We start from the raw sequence: 23,844 nt of genomic DNA, 5'->3' as shown, positions 1-23,844 counted from the left end.
CTCAGCGGCGGCCGGGAGCCGGTCAGGGCCGGGCCACAAGGACTGCGTCCAGTTCGGCTTCCAGGCGGTCCAGGTCCCGTTCGTGTCCGTGCGCGGCGATGTGGCCGTCCGGCCGGACCAGGTAGTAGTGGGCGTCCCGGCAGCCGCCGAAGGACGTGAGCTCGCGGCGCCGCAGCGGGAGCACCCGCAGGCGCTTCCGGCGCGCCGCGAGCCGCTGGATGTCCTCCTGCCAGGCGCCGCGCCCGGTGGGGGTGACGGCCACGACGGTCCACTGGGACGGGTCCGCCTCCGGGCCGCTCATGCCGTACCCAAGCGCGAGCGGCCGCGGGAAGACCGATCCGACGCGCAGCCCGCCGGGCAGCTTGGCGCGCAGCGCGCAGCGGGAGCGGCGGGACGGCAGTTGGGTCGCCCGGACGACCTCGTAGGCGAGCCGTCGGCCGGCGAGGATCGGCGTATAGAAGCGCGTGACGGCGCCGGTGCGGTCCGCCAGGCGGAACAGGGCATCGCGGGCGACGACCTTGGCGCGGCTGCCGGCCATCCAGGCGCGGGTCTGCATGTCCGTGTCGCGCACGATGCGCCGGGTGATGTGGGCGCGCTCGGCGCCGTAGTCGAGCAGCAGCGAGGACGGCGAATCGCCGTGGATCACCGCCGCGAGCTTCCAGGCCAGGTTGTGCGCGTCCTGCAGGCCGTTGTTCATGCCCTGCCCACCGGCGGGGCTGTGCACGTGGGCCGCGTCGCCCATGAGGAAGACCCGGCCGCGCTGGAAGTCGGTGGCGTGCCGGGCGTGCACCTTGAAGACGGTCTGCCAGACGGGGTCGGTGAGCTTGATGCCGCGGGGGCCGCGCTCGTCGACCAGCTTCTGCATCATGTCGACGCTGACGCTCTGACTGGCGCTCGGCATCACGCACAGGAAGCGGAAGACATCGTCCGGCATCGGCACGATGACGAGCGTGCCGGACGGGGCCTGGTAGTAGAGGATCTCGTCGTGCGGCAGCTGCCCCTCGATGTGGGTGTCGATGAGGGCGAACGCCATCTCGTAGGTGCTGCCTTCGAAGCCGGTGCCGGTCTGGCCGCGGACCGAGCTGCCCGCTCCATCGGCGCCGATCACGAAGGGTACGCGGACGCGCTCGACGACACCGTCGCCGTGCTCCAGGATGGCGGTGACGCCGTCGGTGGCATCGATACGGCCGGAGTAGTCGACGCCGTCGAGCGCGAGGAGCCGTACGCCGCGCTCCGCTTTGCCGCCGAGCGCGTGGAAACGCTCGGTAAGGAGCCGCTCGGTGTCGTACTGCGGCAGGCTGCGGGCCGCGTACTCGGCGGGGATCGGGAAGGAGGCGAGCGGACGGCCGTCGGAGAAGTAGCTGAACGCGTCAATGCGGATGGACGCCTTGCGCAGGCCGTCCCCCACACCCAGGTCGTCGAGGATGTCCACGGCCCGGGGCCACAGCGACAGTGCCTTGGGGACCTTCAGCGGCTGAGGAGCGCGGTCGATGACGCGCACCTTGACGCCACGGCGCAGCAGTTCGGACGCGGCGAGCAGGCCGGTGGGGCCCGCGCCGACGATCAGGACGTCGACGTCGCTCCCTGGGCGGGCGGCACCGGCCCCGGCGGCGTGATCGGCCTTGGCGGTGTTGGCAGTCTTGGCGGTCTTGGCGTTGGCGTCGGTCATGCGGCGTGCTCCAGCCGCTCGTGCAGCCGACGGGCGAGCTCGATGCGCTGCACCTTCATGGTGGCGGTGCGCGGCAGTTCACTCAGCGGCATCTGGACGGGGTTGGCGAGCTGGGGGAAGTCGGCCACCGCACGGCGCCAGCGCTCCGGGTCAAGGGGTTCGTTGTGCTTGGTGCATACGACCGGCAGCGGCTCCTTGCCCGGGCCGGGCACGAGGACGAGCTCGGAGAGCTCCTCCAGGCGGCCGAGGACGGTGTCCTCCACCTCGAGGGTGCTGTCGATGCCGGGGATGATGTCGACCTCGCGGTCCAGGAGGTGCACGCAGCCGAGGGGCGTGCGGTAGCCGACGTCGCCGGTGCGCCACCACGTGCCGTGGCACTCCTTGGCGTAACGCTCCTCCTCCGCGTAGTAGTTGACCGCGCGCCCGTCGCTCTGCACCTCGATGAAGCCGGGGCTCGCCTTGGTGGGGCGCTTGCCGTCGCGGCTGACGACCCGCAGCCGGGTCATGCCGGGGATGGTGAAGCCGAGGCAGCGGCCGTCGGCCTTGTGCACATTCTTCTTCGTGTACCAGCGGCCCACCAGCGGCCCGCACTCGCTCTGCCCGTAGAACTGGAAGAACAGCGGGTTGGTACGCCGGGACGCGGTGAGCAGCTTGCGCATGGTGGGCGGGTGAATGGCGTCGAACGTGCCGCTGAAGTACTTGACGTTGGACAGCGGGCCGCGCGGATCGTCGGCCAACTCCTCCCACTCCATGAAGGAGTTGGGGTGGGTTTCCAGGAAGCCCGGGCGGGTGCGGGCGAACAGGTCGGCGGCGTGCTCGGCGGAGCCCTCGTTCATGATGACGACCGGCATGCCTTTGGGCAGGGCGACGCCGAGCGCCATGTACATCCGGGAGTGGACGTTGGAGACGTGGACGGCGTAGGTCTCACGGGTGCGGATGAGGGAGGCGAGCTTCGTCTGGGGGCGCAGGCGGCCCTGCAGCGAGCGGGACGTGTGGACGACCAGCTTGGGCACGCCCGTGGTGCCCGAGGTGTGGGTCATCAGGGCCGGGTGGTCGGGGTGCATCAGGACCGGTGTGCGGCGCGGTGAGCCGGCGAGGTCCGCGAGGCGGATGCCGCCCTTGCCGCCCTGGTCGACGGTGACGACCCGGTCGGCCATCTCCTCCAGGGGCAGGCCGGCGAGGTCCCCGCCCAGCTTGTCGTCGTCGGTGATCAGGTGCGGCCGCTCCAGGCGGCGCAGCAGGGCGGCGACCGTGTCGCCGTCCAGGGCCGGGGAGAGCAGGGCCGCCACCGCGCCGATGCGGGAGACGGCACACGCCAGGAGGTAGATGTCGAAGTTGTGGGCCTTGTAGAGCGCGACGTGTTCGCTGGGGCGGATACCCGAGGCCCACAGCCGGGCCGCCAAGTCGTCGATGAGGCCGGCGAGTTCGGCGTAGGTGAGGCTGCGCCCCACCTGGGGCAGGGCCTGCAGGTCGTGGTCGAGCGTGATCAGGGTGTCGGGGTGGTCGGCCGCGGCCCGCTCGGGAACGGTCCCGAGGCAGAGGCCGTTTCGCGGGGCTGGGATCCGGAACATGGCGAGGTCTCCTCGGCGTCAGAGGGTGGCGGTGGCCTTCGGGCGTGCCGCGGCGGCGGTGGCGACGGCCGCTTGCAGCAGCGGCCTCTCCTGCGCGGTGACGGTGAGTCCGAAGACGTCTTCAAGGACGGGCGCCAGTTCCTCGGGGGCCAGCCGGCGGTGCTCGCGGCGGCCGTCGGGGTGCTGTGTGGTGAGGTCCAGGTTCTGCAGGGTGTGGCGCCGTTGTTCGTCACCGCGCTGGACGATGAGCTGCCCGACGAACACCGAGCGCGGGTGGCTGGCCGTGTAGTGGTTGGACGTCTCGAAGTCGCATGGGAAGTGGCGTTCCAGGCGCACTCCGTACACGTCGAACCACCCGTCGGGGCGCTGGGACCGCAGCACCCACTCGTCATCGTCGAGCTCGATCCGCCAGGTCCACGCGCCCACGGTCAGCTGGGCTCCGTCGAGCAGCGGGATGGGTTCGATCAGCCCCTCGTCCCCGAACCCGGTGTCGGCGAGGAGGCGCCCGCCTTCGACGTCGACCAGGAGGACGGCGTGGGCGCGCGGCCGGACCGCGCTGCTGCCGCGGCGGATGCGGGCGAGGTGCCGGGTGACGGTGAACCCGAGGCGCTCCAGGGCGGCGGCGAAGAGCAGGTTCTGCTCGAAGCAGTAGCCGCCGCGGCGGTCGTCGACGAGTTTGCGCTGCAGGCTCGGCAGGTCGAGGGCCACACCGAGGCCCATGAAGAGGTCGAGGTTGGTGAAGCGCATCGTCGACATGTGCGCGCGGTGCAATCCGCGCAGCACGTCGGCGGTGGCGGTGCGGGGGCCGTCGTAGCCGATGCGTCGCAGGTAGGCGTCGAGGTCGAGGGACGTGGCGTCCCATTCGGGGGCGCCTGCCCCGGGGCGCTTCGCGGGCGGGGCGTGATGCATGCGTTCACCTTTCATGGGCGTGCTCCGAGGCTCGGGCGCCCAGCGTCAGGCCGCCTTCATGCCGCGGTGCAGGGCGCCGGCGATCTCGACGGTCCGGCGGGCCTGGAAGGCGACCGACGACAGGTTGTCCGGGGCGACGTTGGCGGCCTGGTTGCCGGAGACGCTGCTGGCGCCGTACGGGTTGCCGTTCGCCTGATCGAACTGGACCGGGTCGGCGAAGCCGGGCGGAACGATGATCGCGCCCCAGTGGTAGAAGGTGTTGTTCAGGGCGAGGATGGTGCTCTCCTGCCCTCCGTGGGCGGTGGAGGTGGAGGTGAACGAGGACACCACCTTGTTGATCAGCTTGCCCTGGAACCACAGGCCGCCAGTGCTGTCGAGGAACTGCTTGAGCTGGGCCGCGGGCAGGCCGAAGCGGGTCGGGGTGCCGAACAGGATCGCGTCGGCCCATTCCAGATCGGCCAGGGAGGCCTCGGTGATGTCGCGCGTCGCGGCGGCGTGGGCGGCCCAGTCCTCGTTCCGCGCTATCGCCGACTCCGGGGCCAGTTCGGCGGCCCTGCGCAGCCGCACGTGCGCGCCGGCTTTCTCGGCGGCCTCGGCGGCGGCCTCGGCGAGCCGGTGCACGTTGCCGGTGGACGAGTAGTAGATCACGGCGACATTGGTCATGGTGGAAGGTGCTCCATCGACGAGGTGACGGCGGCTTCGACGCTGATGGGGCGTCCTTCGGCCGCGGACGGCCTCATCCTGGGGAGGGCGGCGACCGGCCGACAAAGCGTGCTGCCCAAATCCGTCAGGTCGTACGGGAAAGAGCGACGACCGGTGGGCGCCGCGACTTGACGGAGCCTCGCGCACCTCTTTGACCAGCGCTCCGGGGGCTCAGCATCCTCCGTGAGCATCTCCCCACCAGGCCGCCGCCCGGCGCGGCCCACGCAAGCACGGCTCTCTCGTGCCGGACCTCCCGGCATGGCCGACCGGGTGTGGGAGTCATCAGGACCCAGCCCGTACAGAACGGAGAGTCCGCGTGAGCGGTAGTCATGTCGAACTGTGCATAGTGGGGGCCGGACCGCGCGGACTGTCCGTCCTCGAACGGCTGCTTGCCAACGAGCGGCAGGAACGGCGTCACCAGGCGGTGACGGTGCACGTGGTGGATCCGCACGCACCGGGGGCCGGTGCCGTGTGGCGCTCCGACCAGTCCCGGCAGCTCCTTATGAACACGGTCACCTCGCAGATCACCGTGTTCACCGACCGCTCGTCGCAGATCGACGGGCCGATCGAGGACGGGCCGAACCTCTATGCGTGGGCCCGTTCGCTCGCGCTGCTCGGCGAGGCGAGCGACTACGCCGCGGCCACGCTCCGCGAGGCGCGCGAGCTCGGCCCCAACTCCTATCCCACGCGGGCCTTCTACGGCGAGTACCTGCACGACTGCTTCCGGCGCCTGATCGACCGGGCGCCCGCACACGTCACGGTGCGGGTACACCGTTCGCGGGCGGTGGCGATGTCCGACGTGCACGGCATCCAGGGCGGGCCCCAGGGCGTGCGCCTGGAGGACGGCACCCGGCTCAACGAACTCGACGGCGTGATCCTGGCGTTGGGGCACACGCCGGCCCGGCTCTCGGCGCGGGAGGAGCGGGCGGCCGCACTGGCGCGGATTCACCACCTCACGTACATCACGCCGAGCAACCCCGCCGACGTGGACCTCAGCGGGATTCAGCCGGGGCAGAATGTGCTGCTGCGCGGGCTCGGCCTCAACTTCTTCGACTACATGGCCCTGTTCACCGCGGGGCGCGGCGGCACCTTCGTGCGTGCGGGCGAGCGCCTCGCGTACCGCCCCTCGGGCCGGGAGCCGAAGCTGTACGCCTTCTCCCGGCGCGGCATCCCGTACCACGCGCGGGGCGAGAACGAGAAGGGCCCGCACGGCCGCTACTTCCCGCGGCTGCTCACACCCGAGTTCATCGCGTTGCTGCGCCGGGGCGGCGACCGGAACAACGTGTCGTTCAACGCGGAGCTGTGGCCGCTGATCTCGCGTGAGGTGCAGAGCGTGTACTACGGCACGCTGCTCGACTCCCGCGGCCGCGACGGTCTGCGCGCCGAGTTCACCGACCGCTTCCTGGCCCTCGAACCGGCCGACGACCCCTCGGCCCTGCTTGCGGAGTACGGCATCGAGGAGGCCGACCACTGGGACTGGGAGCGCCTGTCGCGTCCGTACGGGGAGCGGGAGTTCACCGACCGCGCGGACTTCCAGGAGTGGCTCCTCGGATACCTGGCCGACGACGTGCGCGCGGCCCGTGAGGGCAACGTCAGCGGCCCGCTGAAGGCCGCCCTCGACGTGCTGCGCGACCTGCGCAACGAGATCCGCCTCGCGGTCGACCACGGCGGGCTGGACGGCGACTCGCACCGCGACGACCTCGAAGGCTGGTACACGCCGCTCAACGCGTTCCTGTCCATCGGCCCGCCCACCTCCCGCATCGAGGAGATGATCGCGCTGATCGAGGCCGGGGTGCTCACGCTGACCGGTCCGGGCACGCAGGTGCGCGTCGACCCGACCACGCCGCGGTTCGTCGCCGAGTCACAGGCGGTGCCGGGCACGCCGGTGCCGGCCACGGTCCTGATCGAGGCCCGGCTGCCCGAGCCCGACCTGCGGCGCACCGCCGATCCGCTGCTCCAGCACCTGCTCAACACCGACCAGGCGGCGCCGTACCGGATCGACAGCAGCCACGGCACCGCGTACGAGACAGGTGGCCTGGCTGTCACGGAGCGGCCCTACCGGCTCCTGGACGGCCGCGGCCAGGCGCATCCGCGCCGCTTCGCCTACGGCGTGCCCACCGAGTCGGTGCACTGGGTCACGGCCGCCGGCATCCGCCCGGGCGTGGACTCCGTGACCCTCGGTGACTCCGACGCCATCGCCCGCGCCGCCCTCCGTCTGCCTCCGGTGGCCCATGTGCCCGACGGCCTGCACCCGATGGTGACGGACGCCGACCTGTCGGGGGTGATCGTGTGACCGCGCGGGCGGGGTTCGATACGGGACTGCTCTCCCCGGTGCGGGTCGGCTCCCCCGTCGAGGAGGCCGTGTCCGACGAGGCGTGGCTGCAGGGCATGCTGGACGCCGAGGCGGCACTGGCCCGGGCGCAGGCACGGCTCGGCACACTGCCCGAGGGCGCGGCGGACGTGATCGCCGCGGTGGCGCGGGCGGAGCTGTTCGACGCGCGGGAGCTGGCGCTCGGCTCCCGGGAGGCCGCCAACCCCGTGGTGGGCCTGGTGAAGGAGCTGACCCGGCTGGTCGCGGAGCGCGATCCAGCGGCGGCCGAATACGTGCACCGCGGTTCCACCAGCCAGGACGTGTTCGACACCGGGGCGATGCTGGTCACGGCCCGGGCGCTGCGGCTCGTGCGGGCGGATCTGGGCCGGGTGGCGGCCGCGCTCGGCGCACTGGCCGCCCGGCACCGGGACACCCCGGTCGCCGGGCGCACGCTGACGCTGCACGCCGTGCCGACGACCTTCGGCCTGAAAGCGGCGGGCTGGCGCGCGCTGGTACTCGACGCGGATCTGCGCCTGGCGCGGGTCCTCGACACGGGGCTGCCGGCATCGCTGGGCGGCGCCGCCGGCACGCTGGCCGGCTATCTGGAGTACGCCGTGCTCGACAGCGAGGGTGTGCTCGACCGGGAGGCGTATCTGGACCAGTTCGTCGACACGTTCGCCGCCGAGACGGGCCTGGCGCGGCCGGTGCTGCCGTGGCACGCGCTGCGGACGCCGCTGGCCGACGTGGCGGCGGCCCTCGCCGTCACCACCGGCGCCCTGGGAAAGATCGCCGTCGACGTGCAGGCACTGACCCGCACCGAGACCGGCGAGGTGACCGAGCCGACGGTGGCGGGCCGGGGCAGTTCGTCGGCGATGCCGCACAAGCGCAACCCGGTCCTGGCAACCCTTGTCCGCGCCGCCGCGCTGCAGGTCCCCGCGCTGTCCGGGGCGCTGACCCAGTGTCTGGTGACCGAGGACGAGCGCTCGGGCGGAGTGTGGCACGCCGAGTGGCTGCTGCTGCGTGAGTGCCTGCGCCTCGCGGGCGGTGCGGCGCACACGGCCGTGGAGCTCGCCGAGGGGCTGCGGGTCGACGAGGCCCGGATGCGCGCCAACCTGAATTTGACGGGAAGTCAGGTCGTGTCGGAGCGGATCGCCGCCGTGCTGACGCCGGAGCTTGGCAGGGCGGCCGCCAAGCGGCTGCTGACCGAGGCCTCGCAGCAGGCGCAGCGCACCGGGGTGCCGCTGGCCGAGGTGCTCGCCACGGCCGAGGGCCTGGGCGGGCGCTTCACCACCGCCGAGTTGGCCGAACTGTGCGATCCCGTGGGCTACACCGGGGGCGCGGCACACCTGGTCGACCGCGCCCTGGGGCCGGTCCCGGAAGTCGCGGTGACCACCCGTCGGGCGGACGCCCCGAAGGCGGAACTTCCGGCACCGGACCTGGGCCCAGCCGTGAGCGGAGCTTCGTCGTGACGTCCCCCCAGATAACGTCCCCGCAGCGGGCCGCGGGCCGGGCCAGGCCCGCGGCCGGGCGGTGGATCGTGCGGTGGGACCCGGAGGACGAGGCGTTCTGGGAACGCGAGGGGCGGTTTGTGGCCCGCCGCAACCTGGTCCTTTCGGTGTTGTCGGAGCACATCGGGTTCTCGGTGTGGAGCCTGTGGTCGGTCCTGGTCCTCTTCATGTCCCCGGACATCGGCTTCACCTTCTCGCCGTCCGAGAAGTTCCTGCTCGTGGTGGTGCCGACGCTGGTCGGCGCGGTGCTGCGGCTGCCGTACAGCGCGGCCGTGGCCCGGTTCGGCGGCCGTAACTGGACGGTGTTCGCCTCGGCGGTGCTGCTTGTCCCGGCGAGCCTGGCCGTGTTCTTCGTGCAGCGTCCGCAGACGCCGCTGTGGGTGTTCCTGGTCATCGGCGCCCTCGCGGGTGTCGGCGGCGGCAACTTCGCGTCGTCCATGACGAACATCACGGCGTTCTATCCGCAGCGGCATCAGGGCTGGGCACTCGGACTCAACGCGGGAGGCGGCAATCTGGGCGTGGCCGTGGTGCAGTTGCTCGGCCTGCTGATCATCGCGACGGCGGGGGACACGCACCCGTCGTACGTGGCGGCCATCTATCTGCCGCTGATCGTCCTGGTGTCCCTTGCCGCGGCGCTGCGGATGGACAACCTCGCCTCGCCGCGCACCGAGCCGGGCACGCTGCGGGAGGCCGCCGCACACCGGCACACCTGGTGGATCTCGCTCCTTTACGTCGGCACGTTCGGTTCGTTCATCGGCTTCGGGTTCGCCTTCGGCCTGGTGCTGCAGAGCGAATTCGGGGCGAGCGCCCTGCAGGCGGCCTCGTACACCTTCCTGGGGCCGCTGCTCGGCTCCCTTGCGCGCCCGCTGGGCGGCAGGCTGGCCGACCGGTGGGGCGGCGCACGGGTCACGTTCGTGACCTTCGCGGCCATGGCGGGCGGTACCGCGGCGCTGCTCGTCGCCTCGGCCGCCAGGTCGTTCCCCCTGTTCGTGATCGCCTTCACGGTGCTGTTCGTGCTCAGCGGCATCGGCAACGGGTCGACGTACAAGATGATCCCCGCCGTGCACGCCCTGGAGGCGGAGCGCGCCATCGCCTCGGGCCGGGACGCCACGGCGGCGTTCGCCCGCGCCCGCAGGATGTCCGGTGCGCTCATCGGCATCGCTGGGGCGGTCGGCGGGCTCGGCGGCGTCGGCATCAACCTGGCGTTCCGCTCCGCCTACGGCTCGTCCGGCTCGGGCACGGTCGCGTTCGCGGTGTTCCTCGGCTTCTACGCGATCTGCCTGGCCGTCACCCGAGGCGTGTATCTGCGCCGCCGCGACGAGGGCACCGCCCCCGGTGTCGCACGGGCCCGGGCCGGGCAGCCGGTGCGGTCGAGGACCGCGGGGCGGGTGTGACGCCGTGGCCACATCCACCGGAGGCGTCCCGGCCACGGCGACGCACTGCCCGTACTGCGCGCTGCAGTGCGGCACCCTCCTTGCCGGCGACCGCGGCGCCGTCGAGGTCCGCCCCGACCCGCACTTCCCGGTGAACCAGGGCGGTCTGTGCCAGAAGGGGTGGACCGCGCCGGACGTGCTCGACGTGCCGGATCGCCTCACCGCACCGCTGGTGCGCGGCGCCGACGGGCGGCTCGCCGCCACCGGCTGGGACGAGGCCCTCGACCTGGTGGCGCGGCGCCTGGCGGAGATCCGTGCGGCGCACGGTCCGGACGCCCTGGCGGTCTTCGGCGGTGGCGGGCTCACCAACGAAAAGGCTTACCTGCTCGGCAAGTTCGCCCGCCTGGCGCTCGGCACAAGCCAGATCGACTACAACGGCCGCTTCTGCATGGCGTCGGCGGCCGCGGCGCAGACCGCGGCGTTCGGCGTGGACCGGGGGCTGCCGTTCCCGGTCACCGATCTCGGCCACGCCGACGTGGTGCTGCTCGCCGGCGCCAATCCGGCCGAGACGATGCCGCCGCTCCTGCGCCACCTGGACCGGGCGGCCCTCATCGTCATCGATCCGCGGCGCACCCGCACGGCCGGGCGCGCGGCGCTGCACCTGCAGCCGACGCCCGGCACGGACCTCGCCCTGGCCCTGGGCCTGCTGCACCTCGCCGTCACGGACGGGCACCTGGACCGGGGTTACGTCGAGGAGCGCACCGCCGGGTTCGAGGAGGCATGGGCGCGGGCCGTGTCCTGGTGGCCGGAGCGGGTCGAGGCCGTGACGGGCGTCTCGGTGGCCGAGCTGCGCGCGGCGGTGCGGCTGCTCGCCGAGGCCGAGCGCGGGTACGTCCTCACCGGCCGCGGCGCCGAGCAGCACAGCAAGGGCAGCGACACGGTGGCGGCGTTCATCAACCTGGCGCTCGCGCTGGGGCTGCCGGGGCGCGTCGGCAGCGGCTTCGGCACGCTGACCGGGCAGGGCAACGGCCAGGGCGGGCGGGAGATGGGGCAGAAAGCCGACCAGCTGCCCGGGTACCGCTCCCTGCTCGACCCGGCGGCCCGGGCGCACCTCGCCACGGTGTGGGGCGTCGACAAGGACCGGCTGCCGGGCCCGGGGCGCAGCGCGTACGAGCTGCTCGATGCGCTCGGCGGTGCCGACGGGCCGCGGGCGCTGCTCGTGCTCGGCTCCAATCCGGTGGTGTCCGCGCCCGACGCGGGCCATGTCACCGAGCGGCTCTCCCGGCTCGACCTGCTGGTGGTCGCCGACTTCGTACCGTCCGAGACCAGCCGTCTCGCCGATGTGGTGCTGCCGGTTGCGCAGTGGGCCGAGGAGGAAGGGACCCTCACCAACCTGGAGGGGCGGGTGCTGCGGCGCCGTCGGCTCCTCGACCCGCCGCCCGGGGTGCGCGGCGACCTCGAGGTGCTGCACGGGCTCGCGACCCGGCTCGGCGAGCCGGCCGAACGGTATCCGCGCACACCCCGCGAGGTGTTCGAGGAGCTGCGCCGGGCGACGCGGGGTGGGCCTGCGGACTACTCGGGCATCGACTACGACCGTCTCGACGGCGGTGACGCGCTGTACTGGCCGTGTCCCGAGGGGAGTTCGGGCACACCGCGGATGTTCCTCGACCGGTTCGCGCACCCGGACGGCCGGGCCCGGTTCGCACCGGTCGAGCACCGGGACTCGGCGGAGCTGCCGAGCCAGGGCTTCCCGCTGTACGCGACGACCGGGCGGGTCCTCGCCCAGTACCAGTCGGGCGCGCAGACCCGGCGGGTGGCATCGCTCGCCGAGGCCGAGCCGGAGCCGTTCGTCGAGGTGCACCCGGACACCGCGGGGCGCGCCGGGCTCGCCGACGGGCAGCTGGCGCGGGTGAGTTCGGCGCGCGGCAGCGTGCTCGCCCGGGTGCGGTACGAGGCTTCGCTGCGCACCGACACGGTGTTCGTGCCTTTCCACTTTCCCGGCGAGGGGCGCGCGAACCTGATCACGAACGCCGCGCTCGACCCGCGCAGCCGGATGCCGGAGTTCAAAGTGTGCGCGGTCCGGATCGAGGCGGCACCGTGAGCGCACCGGGGACCGAACGCGTCGTCGTGGCCGGATACGGCCCGGCCGCGCACCGCTTGGTGGAGCGGCTGGCCCAGCACGGCCACCGCGGCGATGTCACCGTGCTCGGTGCCGAAGCGGAACCGGCTTATCAGCGGCCGTCGTTGGGCCTGGTCCTCGACGGTACGCTCCCGGCCGGGGCGCTGCGGCTGCCCGCCCCGCCCGAGGGCACGCGTCTGCGGCTCGGGGTGGCGGTCACCGCCGTCGACCGGCGGCGGCGCCTCGTGCACGGCAGTGACGGGGCACGCTATCCGTACGACCGCCTCGTCCTGGCCACCGGTGCCGCCCCGCTGGTCCCGGCGCTGCCCTGGGCGCACGGCCCGGACGGCCGCCTCGCCGACGGCGTCACGCCGCTGCGGACGCTGTCCGACTGCGCGACGCTTGAGCCGTCCACGTCGGTCGCGGTCGTGGGCGGGGGCCCGCTCGCGGTGGAGGCGGCGCTCGCCCTGCGCCGCCGCGGCCGGGATGTGACGCTGGTGCACCGCGGACCGTATCCGCTCGATGGGCGCCTTGAGGCGCGGGCGGGCGAGCTGCTCGCCGCGCGCCTGGCCGCGCTTGACGTGGACCTGTGCCTGGGCCGCACCGCGGAGGCGTACCAGAACGGCAAGCTCCGCCTGGACGACGGGCGGTGGGTCGCCGCGGACAGCGTGCTGCTGTGCACGGGTGCCGCCCCGCGCGTCGCCCTCGCCCGCGCCGCGGGGCTCGGGGTGGACTCAGGCGTCCTGGTCGACGAGGAGCTGCGCACCGACGACCCGCGCGTGCACGCGCTCGGCGACTGCGCGCAGCCGGTCGGCGGCACCGGACCGTACGGCGGGCACGCCGCCGCGTGGGAGCAGGCCGAGGTCCTGGCCGTACTGCTCTGCGGGGGTACCGCCCGCTACACCGGGACCCTGCCTCTGCTGCGCCTGAAGGCACGGGAGATGGACCTGGTGTGCCTCGGCTCGCCGGACGGCGCCGAGGAGACCGCGGTGTTCCACGACGCGGCGCGCGGCCGGTACGCCCGGCTCTCGCTGCGCGACGGGCGCGTGTGCGGCGCGACCCTGCTCGGGCTCGGCCGCGCCATCGCGACGGTGGTGCGGCTGCACCAGCGCGCCGAGCCGGCGCCCGCCGACCGGCTCGCCCTGCTGCTCGGCGCGCCGCCCGACTACGCGCGCGGCGAGCTGCCCGCGGACGCCGTGGTGTGCCACTGCAACAACGTCACGGGCGAGGACCTGGCCGCCGCTTGGCGCGCCGGTGCCCGTACCGTCGGCGAGCTGGCTGCCCGCACCCGGGCGACCACGGGCTGCGGCGGCTGCGGCGACGACCTGCGCGGATGGTGTTCCGCGTACGCACGGCGTGAGGAGCCCCGATGAGTGAGGAGCCCCGATGAGTCGCGTCCTGGTCGTGGTCGGCCACGGTATGGCGGGCCACCGCCTGGTCCAGGAGGTGCGTACCCGGGACCGGGACGCCGCCTGGCGGGTGGTCGTCCTGGCCGAGGAACCGGTTCCGGCGTACGACCGGATCGCCCTGTCCAGGTACGCGCGCGGCTCCCCGCCGGGTGAACTCGCGCTGCCCGGCGCCGGCTTCGCGGACGACGGCCGGGTGGAGCTGCGCCTGGCCGTGCCCGTGGTGCGCGTCGATCGCGCCGCCGCCACGGTGCTGTGCGCGGACGGCACGCGCGTGGGCTACGACGCGCTGGTGCTCGCCACCGGCTCGCGGCCGTTCGTCCCACCCGTACCGGGGCACGACCTGCCCGGCTGCCACGTGTACCGCACCATCGACGACGTGGCCGCGATCCGCGCGGCGGCGCGCCCGGGACGACCGGCCGTGGTCGTCGGCGGCGGCCTGCTCGGCCTGGAAGCGGCGGGCGCACTCCAGGCGCTCGGCATGCGCCCGCACGTCGTGGAGGCGGCGCCGTGGCTGATGGCGCTGCAACTGGACGAGGGAGCCGGTGCCGTGCTCGGGCGCCAGGTGGCGGAGCTCGGGGTGCGGCCGCACTGCGGTGTCGGGCTGCGGTCGGTCGACGCGGGTGCCGACGGCGCCGTGCGGTCGGTGACGCTCGCCGACGGCAGGGTCGTCGACGCGGACCTCGTGGTGTTCTCCACCGGAGTGCGCCCGCGCGACGAACTCGCCGCCGACGCGGGCCTGGAGACGGGTGACCGGGGCGGTTTCCGCGTGGACGCCCACTGTCGTACGGCGGACGAGCGGATCTGGGCCGTCGGCGAGTGTGCGGCCGTGGACGGCCGGTGCTACGGCCTGGTGACGCCGGGCTGCCGGATGGCCGAGACCGTGGCCGGGCAGCTGACCGGCGATCGCGCCGCCGTCTTCGCCGGGGCGGACCTGTCGACGAAGCTCAAGCTCCTGGGGGTCGAGGTCGCCAGCTTCGGGGACGCACACGCGCGCACCGAAGGCGCCGTCGAGTTCATCCGCGCCGACCGCGGCGGCGACCGCTACGCCAAGCTGGTCCTGGACGGTTCGGCGCACACGCTGATCGGCGGCGTCCTCGCCGGGGACACCGCGCCCTACAACAGGCTGCGCTCGCTGCTCGGCCGGCAGTTGCCCGCTGCACCCGACGCGCTGCTCGCGCCCGCCTGAGACGCGCGCGGCCGCGTCGACAGCACGAAGCGCCCTCCGGTACGGCAACGGGCCGTACCGGAGGGCGCTTCGGGGAAGGCCGCCTGCCGGTCAGTCCGCCCAGGCGGTCACCACGGACACCGCCTGGGCCGGAGTGAGGCGCGGGTCGCAGAAGCTGGTGTAGACATGGCCGACCCGGGCCATGGCGGCCTCGTGCCGCACGCACTCGGTGACGTCGTCGGGAGTGGTCTCCAGGTGGAGGCCGCCCGCAACACCACCAGCCGCCTGCACGGCGTACTTGAAGGCGCGCACCTCACGTTCCACGGTCGGCACCAGGCGGGTCTTGTGCCCGGAGGGCGTGCTGATGGTGTTGCCGTGCATCGGGTCGGTGAGCCAGATGACGGGATGCCCGGCCCTGCGGACCGCGGTCACCAGGGCGGGCAGCCGCTCGGCGGCGGCATCGGCACCCATCCGCGCGATGAGGGTGAGCCGACCGGGCTCGCGCTCCGGGTCGAGCCGCTGGCACAGGGCGAGCAGTTCGTCCACGGCCATCTTGGGCCCGACCTTGCACGCGACCGGATTGACGACCTTGGCGAGCAGCGCGACGTGCGCGCCGTCGACCTGGCGGGTGCGCTCTCCGATCCAGGGGAAGTGCGTGGAGGTGAGCAGCAGTTCGCCCGTCCGCTCCTCGCGGACCAGGGGGACCTCGTAGTCCAGGAGCAGCGCCTCGTGGCTGGTCCACACGGTCGACTCCGCGTGGGCGCGGCGGGCGCCGCGCCAGCCGAGGTTGCGGGTGATCTCGCTGGCCGCCATGTATCCGATGAGCATCCGCATCGGGTCGGCTCTGCGGCTCTCCGCCTCGGGCTCGGGCAGGTTGACCATGTGGCCCCGGTAGACGGGCAGTTCGACACCGTCGACCAGCTCCGTGTTGTTGGAGCGCGGCTTGCCGAACTGTCCGGCGATGCGGCCGATGCGCACGACGGGCTTGCGGGTGACCAGCTTGAGCGATCCGGCGAGCAGATCGAGCACGGCGGCCTTGCGGTGTACGTGTTCGGGGGTGCTGTCGTCCGGGTTCTCGGCGCAGTCCCCGGCCTGCACCACGTGGGCCTCGCCCAGGGCGACGCGGGCGAGTTGGGCGCGCAGCGCACGCACGTCGGCGGCCTGTACCAACGGCGCCCTGAGGGAGAGCTCCTTGCGGACAAGGCCGGTCTGCTCGTAGTCGTCCCACTCGGGCTGCTGAAGGGCGGTTTCCAGCCGTATATCAAGCAGGGTGTCGTCCACAGGAATGTCTCCGAAGGGTGCGGGGTCCGGGCAGAAGGGACCCGATACGGGATGGTGTTCGGTTGCGGCCGTCCGAGGCCTCTCGTCCGGGCCCGGGGCGACACAGGCCCCAGATCCTGGGTCGGTCCTAGGCCAGTCGTAGGTCAGTCCTTGGGCTACGCCGGGTCGACCCCGCCGCCGTGCAGCCAGTCGACCTTGTCGTACAGCTCGTCCTCGGAGAGCGCGGAGAGCATGGCGTTGCGTGCCACGGCCGCCGCACCGGCGGGGTGGTAGAGCTGCCGCCCCATCTCCCGGGCGACGAGCTGGGTCCTGGCGGTGCGCTCACGGCGCACGGCGTTGTACTTCTCCAGGAGTTGCGGGACGGTGTCGGACGGCATGCCGCCCAGCAGGTCGCCGAGCACGACGGCGTCCTCGAGGGCCATGCAGGCGCCCTGGGCGGCGTACTGCAGCATCGGGTGCGCGGCATCGCCGAGCAGGGTGACCCGGCCGGCGGTCCAGTCCGCGACCGGGTCGCGGTCGCAGAGCACCCAGGCCCGCCACTGGTCGCCGAGTTCGAGCAGGGCGCGGGCCGTGTCGCCCAGGCCGGGAAACTCGCCCAGGACGTGGGCCTTGTCGACCGGCTCGGCGACGAGGGCCCGCGGTGCGCCGTCGTCGCGGGTGGCCGCGAGGTTCAGGAACTCGCCGCCGCCGATCGCGTAGTGCACGAAGTGCCACTTGGGCCCGGCCCAGAGGGTCACCGTGTTCGAGCGCAGCGCTTCGGGGACCCGCTCCATCGGGATCACGGACCGGTAGATGGTGTGGCCCGAGACCTTCGGCGGCCCGTCGCCTATCAGCTGGGCACGGATCGCGGAGCGGATGCCGTCGGCGCCGATCAGGGCCGCCCCGGAGAAGCGCTCCCCGGCGCGGGTGACGGCGGTGGCGTGGGCGGCCGTCTGCTCATACGTCACCACGTCCTTCCCGGCGAGAAGTTCGATGCGGTCCGATGCCGTGCAGGCGTCGAGGAGCGGCTGGTACAGGTCGCCCCGGTGCACCACGGCGTACGGGTTCTTGAACCTCTCCCGGTAGGCACGGGTGAGCGGCATCCGGGCGACCGTCTGCCCGGTCGTGCCGTCCATCAGCCGCAGCGCGTCGATGAACACGGCACGGTCGCGGACCGCCGCACCGGCGCCGAGCCGGTCGAGGGCGCTGAAGGCGTTCGGGCCCAGCTGAATCCCGGCCCCGTACTCGGCGAAGGTGTCCCTGCGTTCCAGGACGGTCACCTCGTGGCCGTGCGCGGCCAGGCTCACCGCCGCGGCCAGGCCGCCGATGCCGCCACCGGCGACGACTGTCTTCGACATCGCTCTTTCGTCTCCTCGGTCTCTGTCCGGGTCGGCACTGTGGTCGGGACGCCCGGCACGCCTGGCACGTCCGGCAGGTCTCGTGCGGACGGCGCGGCCCAGGGCTGCCGTCAGTCCGTCGGCGCGGTGCCCAGGCGCGCGGCCAGTTCACGCCGTTTGATCTTCGTCGTTGCGGTGCGCGGCAGTTCGTCCAGCTTCATCTGCACCGGCGGGGCGATGACGGCGGGCAGGTCCCGGACCGCCGCGCGCCAGCGATCCGGGTCCAGGGAACGGTCCTCGAGGGTGCAGAGCACGGGGACGGGCTCCTGACGCGGACCGGGTACGAAGACGAGTTCGGTGAGTTCCGGGAGCCGGGCCAGAATGGTGTCCTCGGCCTCCAGCGTGCTGCGCAGGGCCGGGATGAGGTCGACCTCCCGGTCGAGCAAGTGGACGCAGCCCTGGTCGGTGAGATAGTCGACGTCGCCCATGCGCCACCAGCTGTCGTCGGTGAGCTGCTCCAGGTACCGCTCGTCCTCGGCGTAGTACGTCGACGCCCGGCCCGGGGTGCGCACCTCGATGTAACCGGGCGAGTCGGGGCCCGGCTCCTCGCCGCCGCGGCCGACCACCCGGATCTCGGAGGTGCCGGGCATCGGGTGGCCCAGGCAGCGGCCGTCGATGGCCGAGGCGCCGTGCCGGGTGTAGGCGCGGCCCGCGACCGGGCCGCACTCGCTCTGCCCGTAGATCTGGTAGAAGAGCGGGAAGCGGCGGTCCGACGCCTTCAGAAGGTGCTGAATGGTGCCAGGGTGGATGGCGTCGAACGTACTGCTGAAGTACTTGACGTTGGCGAACGGCCGCCTCGGGTCGTCGGCCAGCGGCTCCCACTCCATGAAGCTGTTGGGGTGGGTTTCGAGCAGGCTGGGCCGCAGCTCGGTGGACAGCCGCGCCACATGCTCGGCGTCCCCGTCACGCAGCACGATCGCGGGCACGCCGCGCGGCAGCAGGACCGCGAGGGCCAGGAACAGCCGGGAGTGCACGAACGACACGTGGATGAGGGCGCGCTCGCCCTCCCGGAAGGCGTTCGCGAGCCGCTCCTGCGGGCGCAGCCGCCCGAGCAGCGAACTCGCGGAGTGCACCACGAGCTTGGGCGTTCCGGTGGTGCCCGAGGTGTGCGTCATCAGGGCCGCGCTCTCGGGGTCGGTACGCACCGCGGGTACCTCGGGGGCACCGGCGAGGTCTGAGAGGGACACCGCGCCCGGGTGCTGTCCGGCTGGGACGAGGACGCGGTCCGCCAGGTCGGCGACGGGGAGATGGGCCAGGGTGCCGGTGAGCTTGTCGGTGTCGGTCAGCAGGTGCGGGCGGCCGAGCCGGCGCAGCAGCGTGGCCACGGTGTCGGCCTCGAGGGCCGGGGAGAGCATCACCGGGACCGCCCCGACCTGGGCGACGGCGCAGGCGAGCAGGTAGATGTCGAAGTTGGCGCTCTTGTGCAGGGCGACGTGGTCGCCGGTACGCACTCCCGCCGCCCACAGCCGGGCCGCCAAGTCGGCGATGTGACGGGCGAGTTCCGCGATGGTGAACGCGCGCGGGGTGTCCGGCAGGACGTCGAGGTCGTGGTCGATGAGGACCACGCCGTCGGGGTGTGCGTACGCGGCCTCGTCGACCATGCTGCCGAGCCAGAGGCCGATCCTGCGGTCGGGATCCGTGGGCATGGGGTTCCTCTCTCGGATTCCAGGCCTGCTCGGGCCTGGGCGGTGCGGTCGGGGAGGCAGGGGTGGCCCGGGCCGGCGGCGGGCGGTGTCCCGTGGGCGAGTCGATGGGCAGGGAACGGCAACGGTGCCGCTCCGTTGTCCCGGAGGGTCCGCGTGCGTGCCGCCGTGGAGCGGGCGGGAGTTCGACGACAGGTCCTGGGCCGCGGACTCGGCGCCTCGGTCTGCTCACGAAGGGAGGTCGGCGTCGAATCGCCCGGATGGAGGACCGACGGAGTTCCATCCTGTGGATCTACGCCGTGTCCGGCAACGCACCCCGCGCCAGTCCGTCAAGTCTCCCGGCCCGGGGTGCGGACGACTCGTCCCGCGCCGCAACAGGCCCCACCCAGTGCCCCGACCACACCCTCCGTTCGCCGCCGGAGCCGCGCCCCGTGCCCGCAGCGGGCTCCGCGGGCGCCGTCCGGTGGTCCAAGCACCTCGGCGCGGCCCAACTGGGTGAGCAGCGCACCTCGTTCGGGACCTGCCCGGACGGCGACGGTGGAAGGGCAGTCGAAAGGGCTGCCCGACCGTATGGGGGACCGTTGTGCCTACGCCCGTTGTCACGAGCAGGAATGTCGTCGAACCGTTTCCGATACGCCGCCCGTCCCAGGTGCCGGACGGCACCGCGGTGTCCGACGACATCGTCACCGAGCTCGGCTCCACCCTGTTCTCCGCACTCCGCAGGAAGGACCAGCGTCAGAAGGCCGAGCAGTATCTGCGCGGCCTGCTCTTGGCCAAGGGGCGCAAGTCGATCCGGAACATCGCGGCGCACGTCGGCGGGACGACCGCCGAGCAGAGCCTGCACCACTTCATCTCCAGCTCGACGTGGGACTGGCGGCCCATGCGGTCCGCACTCGCCTCGTACGTGGAGTGGGCCATCGCCCCGCAGGCCTGGGTGGTGCGCTCGATGCACATCCCGAAGGCCGGCGAGCACTCCGTGGGCGTGGACCGGCTGTTCGCCCCGCAGTCGGGCCAGATGCTCCGCGGTCAGCAGGCATTCGGCCTGTGGTTCGCCTCGGAGGAGCTGAGCGCCCCGGTCAACTGGCGGCTGTTCCTGCCCGATCAGTGGGTCGTCGACCAGGAGCGGCGCGATCGCGCGGAGGTGCCCGAGGGCGTGTGGTGCGAGAGCCAGGAGGAGTGCGCCGCCGCTGTCGCTCTGGACACCGCGGTGCACGGGAACGCGCCGCGTCGACCGGTACTGCTTGATCTGCGCGGCGACGTGGTCCGCCCGACGCTGACGCGGCTCGGCAGGGCCGGGGTGCCGGTGCTTGGCCGGATCGGCACGTCGTGCCGGCTCACGGTGGCGGACCGCGCTATGCCGGGCTTCGGCGCGGGGCCGCTGCCCGCCCAGCAGATCCTGGAGTCGATGAAGGGGTTGCGCCGACCGGTGCACTGGCCCGACGCGGCCCGGCAGGGCGCCGCGCGCACGTCTCTCGCGTCGGTGGTGCGGGTGTCCCTGACGGACCCGCAGGTGGGCCGGCAGCGTCCGATGCTGCTGCTCGGCGAGTGGCTGGACCCGCGGCGGCCGCCGGTCGAGATGTGGCTCACCGACCTGACGAAGACGCCGGTGGTGCCGCTGCTGCGGCTGACGAAGCTGATCCACCGGGTGGACCGGGACTTCGCCGAGATCGGCCAGGCGGCGGGGCTGCGCGACTTCGTGGGCCGGTCCTACCGCGGCTGGCACCGCCACATCACCCTCGCCTCCGCGGCGCACGCGGCGACCGTGCTGTCCACGGGCGCCTACGCCCTGGAGTACGTCGCCTGAGGCGCTGCCGGATCACCTCGTACGGTCCGGCGGTGCTGTGGGCGGGGGCAACAATTCAGCCCGTCCGGCGTTTGAGGACGAGGCCGTTCAGGCCGAGCCGCGCAGCACCGCGCGGGCCCGCTGCAGCCGCAGCGCCAGCTGCACTTCGAGGGCCTGCCCGGGCTTTTGCCACTGAGTGCCCAGGAGTTCGGTGATGCGCTCCAGGCGGCGAGAGACGGTGTTGGGGTGGACGTGGAGCGCCTCGGCGGCGTTGGTGGGGCTGCCGCCCGAGGCGAAGTAGGCCTCAAGCGTGCGGGTGAGCTCGGTGAGGCGCTCCCCGTCGTACTCGAGGACCGGGCCGATGACGGAGTCGATGAAGCCGTCGACGTCGTAGTCGTCGGACAGGAGCAGGCCGAGGAAGCCGAGTTCGTGTGCGGAGGCCGCACAGCCCACGCCGTTGAGGGCGGTGAGCGCGTCCAGGCAGCGCACGGCCTCCCGGTACATCCGGGGGACCTCGGCGGCCCCCCGGTCCGGCCCCGCGGCCCCGGCGGAGACCGGGTGGCCGAGCAGCGGGCCGAGCTCGTCGGAGACGGCGCGGGCCGCACCGGAGGCGTCCGTGCCGGGCAGGAGCAGCACGATGCAGCCGCTCTGCACGGTCTTGAGGCCGGACATCCGGTACGCGTAGGAGGAGGCCCACACCACGGCCCGGCCTTGCTCGCCGCCCTCGGGCCGGGCCACGACGAGGACGTGCGGCAGCTCCAGGTCGATGTCGAGCCTGCGGGCCCGCTGGAGCATCTGGTGCGGCGGCTGCGCGGGGGCCGACAAGGCCAGGAGCTCGTCCAACAACTCGTCGCGCACCGGCCCTTCGGCGACGGCCGAGCTGCGCTGCATCAGCAGGTGGACGGCGAAGGCCTGCGCGACCGTCTGCAGCAGCCAGGTGTCCTGACCCACCAGCGGGGTCATCGGCCGCAGCACGAGGACGCCGAGGTCCTCCGTGCCCGCGGTCACGCGGGTGATCCAGGTCCGCTCGTCGGCGGCGACGGGGCCACGCTGTACGTGCGCCTCCAGGACGCCCCTGGCCACGGCGTCCTCGTCCAGGTCCAAGAGGTCTCCCCCGGCGGCCAGGACGCGGCCGGCCGGATCGCGCATCTGCAGGGTGCCGTCCAGGGCGTCACCGGCGGCCTTGGCCACGGAGGTCAGGTCCGCGCCGGAGACGAGCAGACTCATGATGCGGCTGTAGGCCTCGCCGAGTTGCTCCAAGCGCACGAGGGTGGTGCGGGTGCGGAACCCGTCGAGTTCGAGCTCGGCCACCTGGTCCTGTATCTGCTGCAGCAGCCCGGCCCGCTCTATGGCCACGGCCGCGAGGTCCGCGAAGGAACAGATGAGGCCGATCTCGTCGGGTGTGTAGTGGCGAACCTTGCGGTCCGCGCCGTAGAGCACGCCCACAGTCGTGTCGCCGTGGCGCAGCGGTACGGCCATGAGGCCGCGCAGCCCCTCCGCCTCGACCACCCGGTCGATGCTGGCGCCGTGGGATATGGAGTCGTCGTTCAGGTAGTCGGCCGTCCACAGCGGGGCTCCGGAGAGCACGGCCTGGTGACCGAGGCCGAGGCCGGGCTCGATCTTGAGTCCGGTGTTGAGCGCGGTGGTGGAGCCCTCCGAGGTGTGGATGCGCATCTCGCCCTCCGCGTCGCGGAGGCTGACGTACGTCATGTCGAAGTGGAGCAGCCATCTGACCCGCCGGGTGATCACGCTCAGGAGGGTGTCCAGATCGTAGGGGAACGTGAGGTCCCGGGCGGTGTCGACGAGCGCGGCGAATCCGGCCTCGCGGTGCTTGCTGCGGTTGAGGGAGACATGCACGTCCCGGGCGAGCTGCACGGCCCGTTCGACGCGGTCGAGCGTCTCGGGGTCCGGGCTGCCCCGGCGCACACGCTGCAGCAGCGCTTCGAGGCGGCTTGCCGGTGCTTCCTCCGCGAGCAGCTCCAGGACGGTCAGTACGGGATCCCCCTCGGGACTTACATAGCCAGGCATGTCACATTTCCCCCATTTTTAGGCCAAAGCGATGCTCGGCCTGGCCGAAACTAGTTCTCGCAGAATCAGCCCGTCAACGTTGACCTGGGCAAATGTCGTCGAGCTGTGTTGGGGACACCGCCGCGGCGCCCGCGTGGTGTCTCGAGACCACCTTCCTGCCGGGCATCGCTCTGGCCGAGGCTCATGCCCGGGGCGCGGGGCAGTCCGCTTCGCCCAGGGAGGGGCTGACATTGCAAATCCGAAGCTATATACGGTCGTTGGAGCGAAGTCGCGAGGCACGCACGGACAGCGAGCGGCCGAGCCGGTTCACCATGCGGGGCCGCGAGTGGGAGCTGCTGCCCGAGGTGTTCGCCCCGCCGTACTCGGCGTCGACGGACGCCGCCATGGAACTGCTCGGCTTCACGGAGAAAGCACAGATCCCGCGGCACGGCTCGTTCCTCGAAGTGGGCTGCGGCACCGGCATCATCGCGGTGAGCGCCGCCCTGGCGGGCTGCGAGCGGGTACTCGCCACGGACATCAACCCGTACGCGGTGGACAACGCGGCCCGGAACGCGGCGCGGCACGGCGTCGCCCGCCAGGTGTCCAGCCGGCACAGCGACCTGTTCCACGCGCTCGCGCCGGACCAGCGCTTCGACACGGTGTACTGGCACTCCAACTTCGTCCTGGCCCCGGCCGACTACCGCTACGCGTCGCTCCACGAACAGGCCTATGTCGACCCGGGGTACGCCGCCCACCGCCGCTACCTCGTGGAGGCGCCGCTGTGGACGACCGCGGGCGGCTCGGCGCTGCTGCACTTCAGTGACCGCGGCGACCTTCCGTGCCTGTACGCCATCGCCGACGAGTCCGGACGCGAGCTGCGGGCGCTGCGAAGCATCCGCATCCGGGAGGGCCGGGAGCTGGTCGAGCACATGCTGATCGAGGTGTCCGTGGCGCGGGTCGGCTCCCATGCCGGAGCCGGGGCCCGTACGGCCTCATGAGAACTCCGGATGACGGTTTC

Annotated in this window: 16 protein-coding genes; 8 read left to right on the top strand and 8 right to left on the bottom strand. The window is 72.9% G+C overall.

Annotated features, from left to right (window positions below):
* Nucleotides 1-22: 22 nt before the first annotated feature.
* The 4 genes from ACWD10_RS29880 to wrbA are packed head-to-tail and all read right to left on the bottom strand — an operon-like array spanning nucleotide 23 to nucleotide 4,812.
* The gene (locus ACWD10_RS29880; RefSeq protein ID WP_451096487.1) at nucleotides 23-1,669 is read right to left on the bottom strand and encodes an FAD-dependent oxidoreductase; all 1,647 of its coding nucleotides are present in this window, start codon (nucleotides 1,667-1,669) and stop codon (nucleotides 23-25) included.
* A complete protein-coding gene (locus tag ACWD10_RS29875; RefSeq protein ID WP_451096485.1) occupies nucleotides 1,666-3,240 on the bottom strand; it encodes an AMP-binding protein in 1,575 nt (524 codons plus the stop codon). The genes ACWD10_RS29880 and ACWD10_RS29875 overlap by 4 nt, the downstream gene beginning before the upstream one ends.
* Nucleotides 3,241-3,258: 18 nt before the next feature.
* The gene (locus ACWD10_RS29870) at nucleotides 3,259-4,149 is read right to left on the bottom strand and encodes an arylamine N-acetyltransferase family protein (RefSeq protein ID WP_451096483.1); all 891 of its coding nucleotides are present in this window, start codon (nucleotides 4,147-4,149) and stop codon (nucleotides 3,259-3,261) included.
* A 45-nt stretch (nucleotides 4,150-4,194) separates the two neighbouring features.
* On the bottom strand, nucleotides 4,195-4,812 hold the full coding sequence (gene wrbA / locus ACWD10_RS29865; RefSeq protein WP_451096481.1) for an NAD(P)H:quinone oxidoreductase: 618 nt from the start codon (nucleotides 4,810-4,812) through the stop codon (nucleotides 4,195-4,197).
* A gap of 355 nt (nucleotides 4,813-5,167) precedes the next feature.
* Here wrbA and ACWD10_RS29860 point away from each other — a divergent pair, with 355 nt between their 5' ends.
* Genes ACWD10_RS29860 through ACWD10_RS29835 form a run of 6 tightly spaced genes read left to right on the top strand, consistent with a single transcriptional unit; the run spans nucleotide 5,168 to nucleotide 14,757 of the window.
* Entirely contained in the window at nucleotides 5,168-7,144 is a 1,977-nt protein-coding gene (locus tag ACWD10_RS29860; RefSeq protein ID WP_451096479.1) for an FAD/NAD(P)-binding protein, read from the top strand.
* Nucleotides 7,141-8,631: a 3-carboxy-cis,cis-muconate cycloisomerase gene (gene pcaB, locus ACWD10_RS29855; RefSeq protein ID WP_451096477.1), complete on the top strand. Its 1,491-nt coding sequence runs from the start codon at nucleotides 7,141-7,143 to the stop codon at nucleotides 8,629-8,631. Before ACWD10_RS29860 ends, pcaB begins: the two co-directional genes overlap by 4 nt.
* Entirely contained in the window at nucleotides 8,628-10,064 is a 1,437-nt protein-coding gene (locus ACWD10_RS29850) for an MFS transporter (RefSeq protein ID WP_451096475.1), read from the top strand. Before pcaB ends, ACWD10_RS29850 begins: the two co-directional genes overlap by 4 nt.
* A gap of 4 nt (nucleotides 10,065-10,068) precedes the next feature.
* Nucleotides 10,069-12,144, top strand: a complete 2,076-nt coding sequence (locus tag ACWD10_RS29845; protein WP_451096473.1) for a molybdopterin oxidoreductase family protein — start codon at nucleotides 10,069-10,071, stop codon at nucleotides 12,142-12,144.
* Nucleotides 12,141-13,535, top strand: a complete 1,395-nt coding sequence (locus tag ACWD10_RS29840) for an FAD-dependent oxidoreductase (RefSeq protein ID WP_451096471.1) — start codon at nucleotides 12,141-12,143, stop codon at nucleotides 13,533-13,535. Before ACWD10_RS29845 ends, ACWD10_RS29840 begins: the two co-directional genes overlap by 4 nt.
* Before the next feature lie 13 nt (nucleotides 13,536-13,548).
* A complete protein-coding gene (locus ACWD10_RS29835) occupies nucleotides 13,549-14,757 on the top strand; it encodes an NAD(P)/FAD-dependent oxidoreductase (protein WP_451096469.1) in 1,209 nt (402 codons plus the stop codon).
* 90 nt (nucleotides 14,758-14,847) lie between these two features.
* Here the strand turns inward: ACWD10_RS29835 and ACWD10_RS29830 are convergent, their stop codons facing one another.
* The 3 genes from ACWD10_RS29830 to ACWD10_RS29820 form a co-directional block, all read right to left on the bottom strand.
* Complete coding sequence (locus ACWD10_RS29830) at nucleotides 14,848-16,017, bottom strand: 3-deoxy-7-phosphoheptulonate synthase (protein WP_451096467.1); 1,170 nt, start codon at nucleotides 16,015-16,017, stop codon at nucleotides 14,848-14,850.
* 155 nt (nucleotides 16,018-16,172) lie between these two features.
* The gene (locus ACWD10_RS29825; protein WP_451096465.1) at nucleotides 16,173-17,354 is read right to left on the bottom strand and encodes a 3-hydroxybenzoate 6-monooxygenase; all 1,182 of its coding nucleotides are present in this window, start codon (nucleotides 17,352-17,354) and stop codon (nucleotides 16,173-16,175) included.
* Nucleotides 17,355-17,464: 110 nt separating this feature from the next.
* The gene (locus tag ACWD10_RS29820) at nucleotides 17,465-19,039 is read right to left on the bottom strand and encodes a class I adenylate-forming enzyme family protein (protein WP_451096463.1); all 1,575 of its coding nucleotides are present in this window, start codon (nucleotides 19,037-19,039) and stop codon (nucleotides 17,465-17,467) included.
* 628 nt (nucleotides 19,040-19,667) lie between these two features.
* On the opposite strand from ACWD10_RS29820, the gene ACWD10_RS29815 reads away from it, so the two are divergent.
* Nucleotides 19,668-20,840: an IS701 family transposase gene (locus tag ACWD10_RS29815; protein ID WP_451096517.1), complete on the top strand. Its 1,173-nt coding sequence runs from the start codon at nucleotides 19,668-19,670 to the stop codon at nucleotides 20,838-20,840.
* An 87-nt stretch (nucleotides 20,841-20,927) separates the two neighbouring features.
* Here ACWD10_RS29815 and ACWD10_RS29810 read toward each other — a convergent pair whose 3' ends face one another.
* Nucleotides 20,928-22,847: a helix-turn-helix domain-containing protein gene (locus ACWD10_RS29810; RefSeq protein ID WP_451096461.1), complete on the bottom strand. Its 1,920-nt coding sequence runs from the start codon at nucleotides 22,845-22,847 to the stop codon at nucleotides 20,928-20,930.
* Nucleotides 22,848-23,104: 257 nt separating this feature from the next.
* On the opposite strand from ACWD10_RS29810, the gene ACWD10_RS29805 reads away from it, so the two are divergent.
* Nucleotides 23,105-23,824 carry a methyltransferase domain-containing protein gene (locus ACWD10_RS29805; protein WP_451096459.1) on the top strand — a complete coding sequence of 240 codons (720 nt, stop codon included), beginning with the start codon at nucleotides 23,105-23,107 and terminating at the stop codon, nucleotides 23,822-23,824.
* The last annotated feature ends 20 nt before the right edge of the window (nucleotides 23,825-23,844 follow it).

It is taken from the genome of Streptomyces sp. NPDC002851, assembly GCF_053591935.1.
The sequence above is the reverse complement of the archived record's forward strand: the minus strand, read 5'-3'. Positions and strand labels throughout refer to the sequence as shown.

Bases quoted from the DNA above. Each gene is read 5' to 3' on its own strand.
- ACWD10_RS29810 (WP_451096461.1), bottom strand. From the start codon at position 22,847: ATGCCTGGCTATGTAAGTCCCGAGGGGGATCCCGTACTGACCGTCCTG.
- ACWD10_RS29880 (WP_451096487.1), bottom strand. From the start codon at position 1,669: ATGACCGACGCCAACGCCAAGACCGCCAAGACTGCCAACACCGCCAAG.
- ACWD10_RS29825 (WP_451096465.1), bottom strand. From the start codon at position 17,354: ATGTCGAAGACAGTCGTCGCCGGTGGCGGCATCGGCGGCCTGGCCGCG.
- ACWD10_RS29870 (WP_451096483.1), bottom strand. From the start codon at position 4,149: ATGCATCACGCCCCGCCCGCGAAGCGCCCCGGGGCAGGCGCCCCCGAA.
- ACWD10_RS29875 (WP_451096485.1), bottom strand. From the start codon at position 3,240: ATGTTCCGGATCCCAGCCCCGCGAAACGGCCTCTGCCTCGGGACCGTT.
- ACWD10_RS29835 (WP_451096469.1), top strand. From the start codon at position 13,549: ATGAGTCGCGTCCTGGTCGTGGTCGGCCACGGTATGGCGGGCCACCGC.
- wrbA (WP_451096481.1), bottom strand. From the start codon at position 4,812: ATGACCAATGTCGCCGTGATCTACTACTCGTCCACCGGCAACGTGCAC.
- ACWD10_RS29820 (WP_451096463.1), bottom strand. From the start codon at position 19,039: ATGCCCACGGATCCCGACCGCAGGATCGGCCTCTGGCTCGGCAGCATG.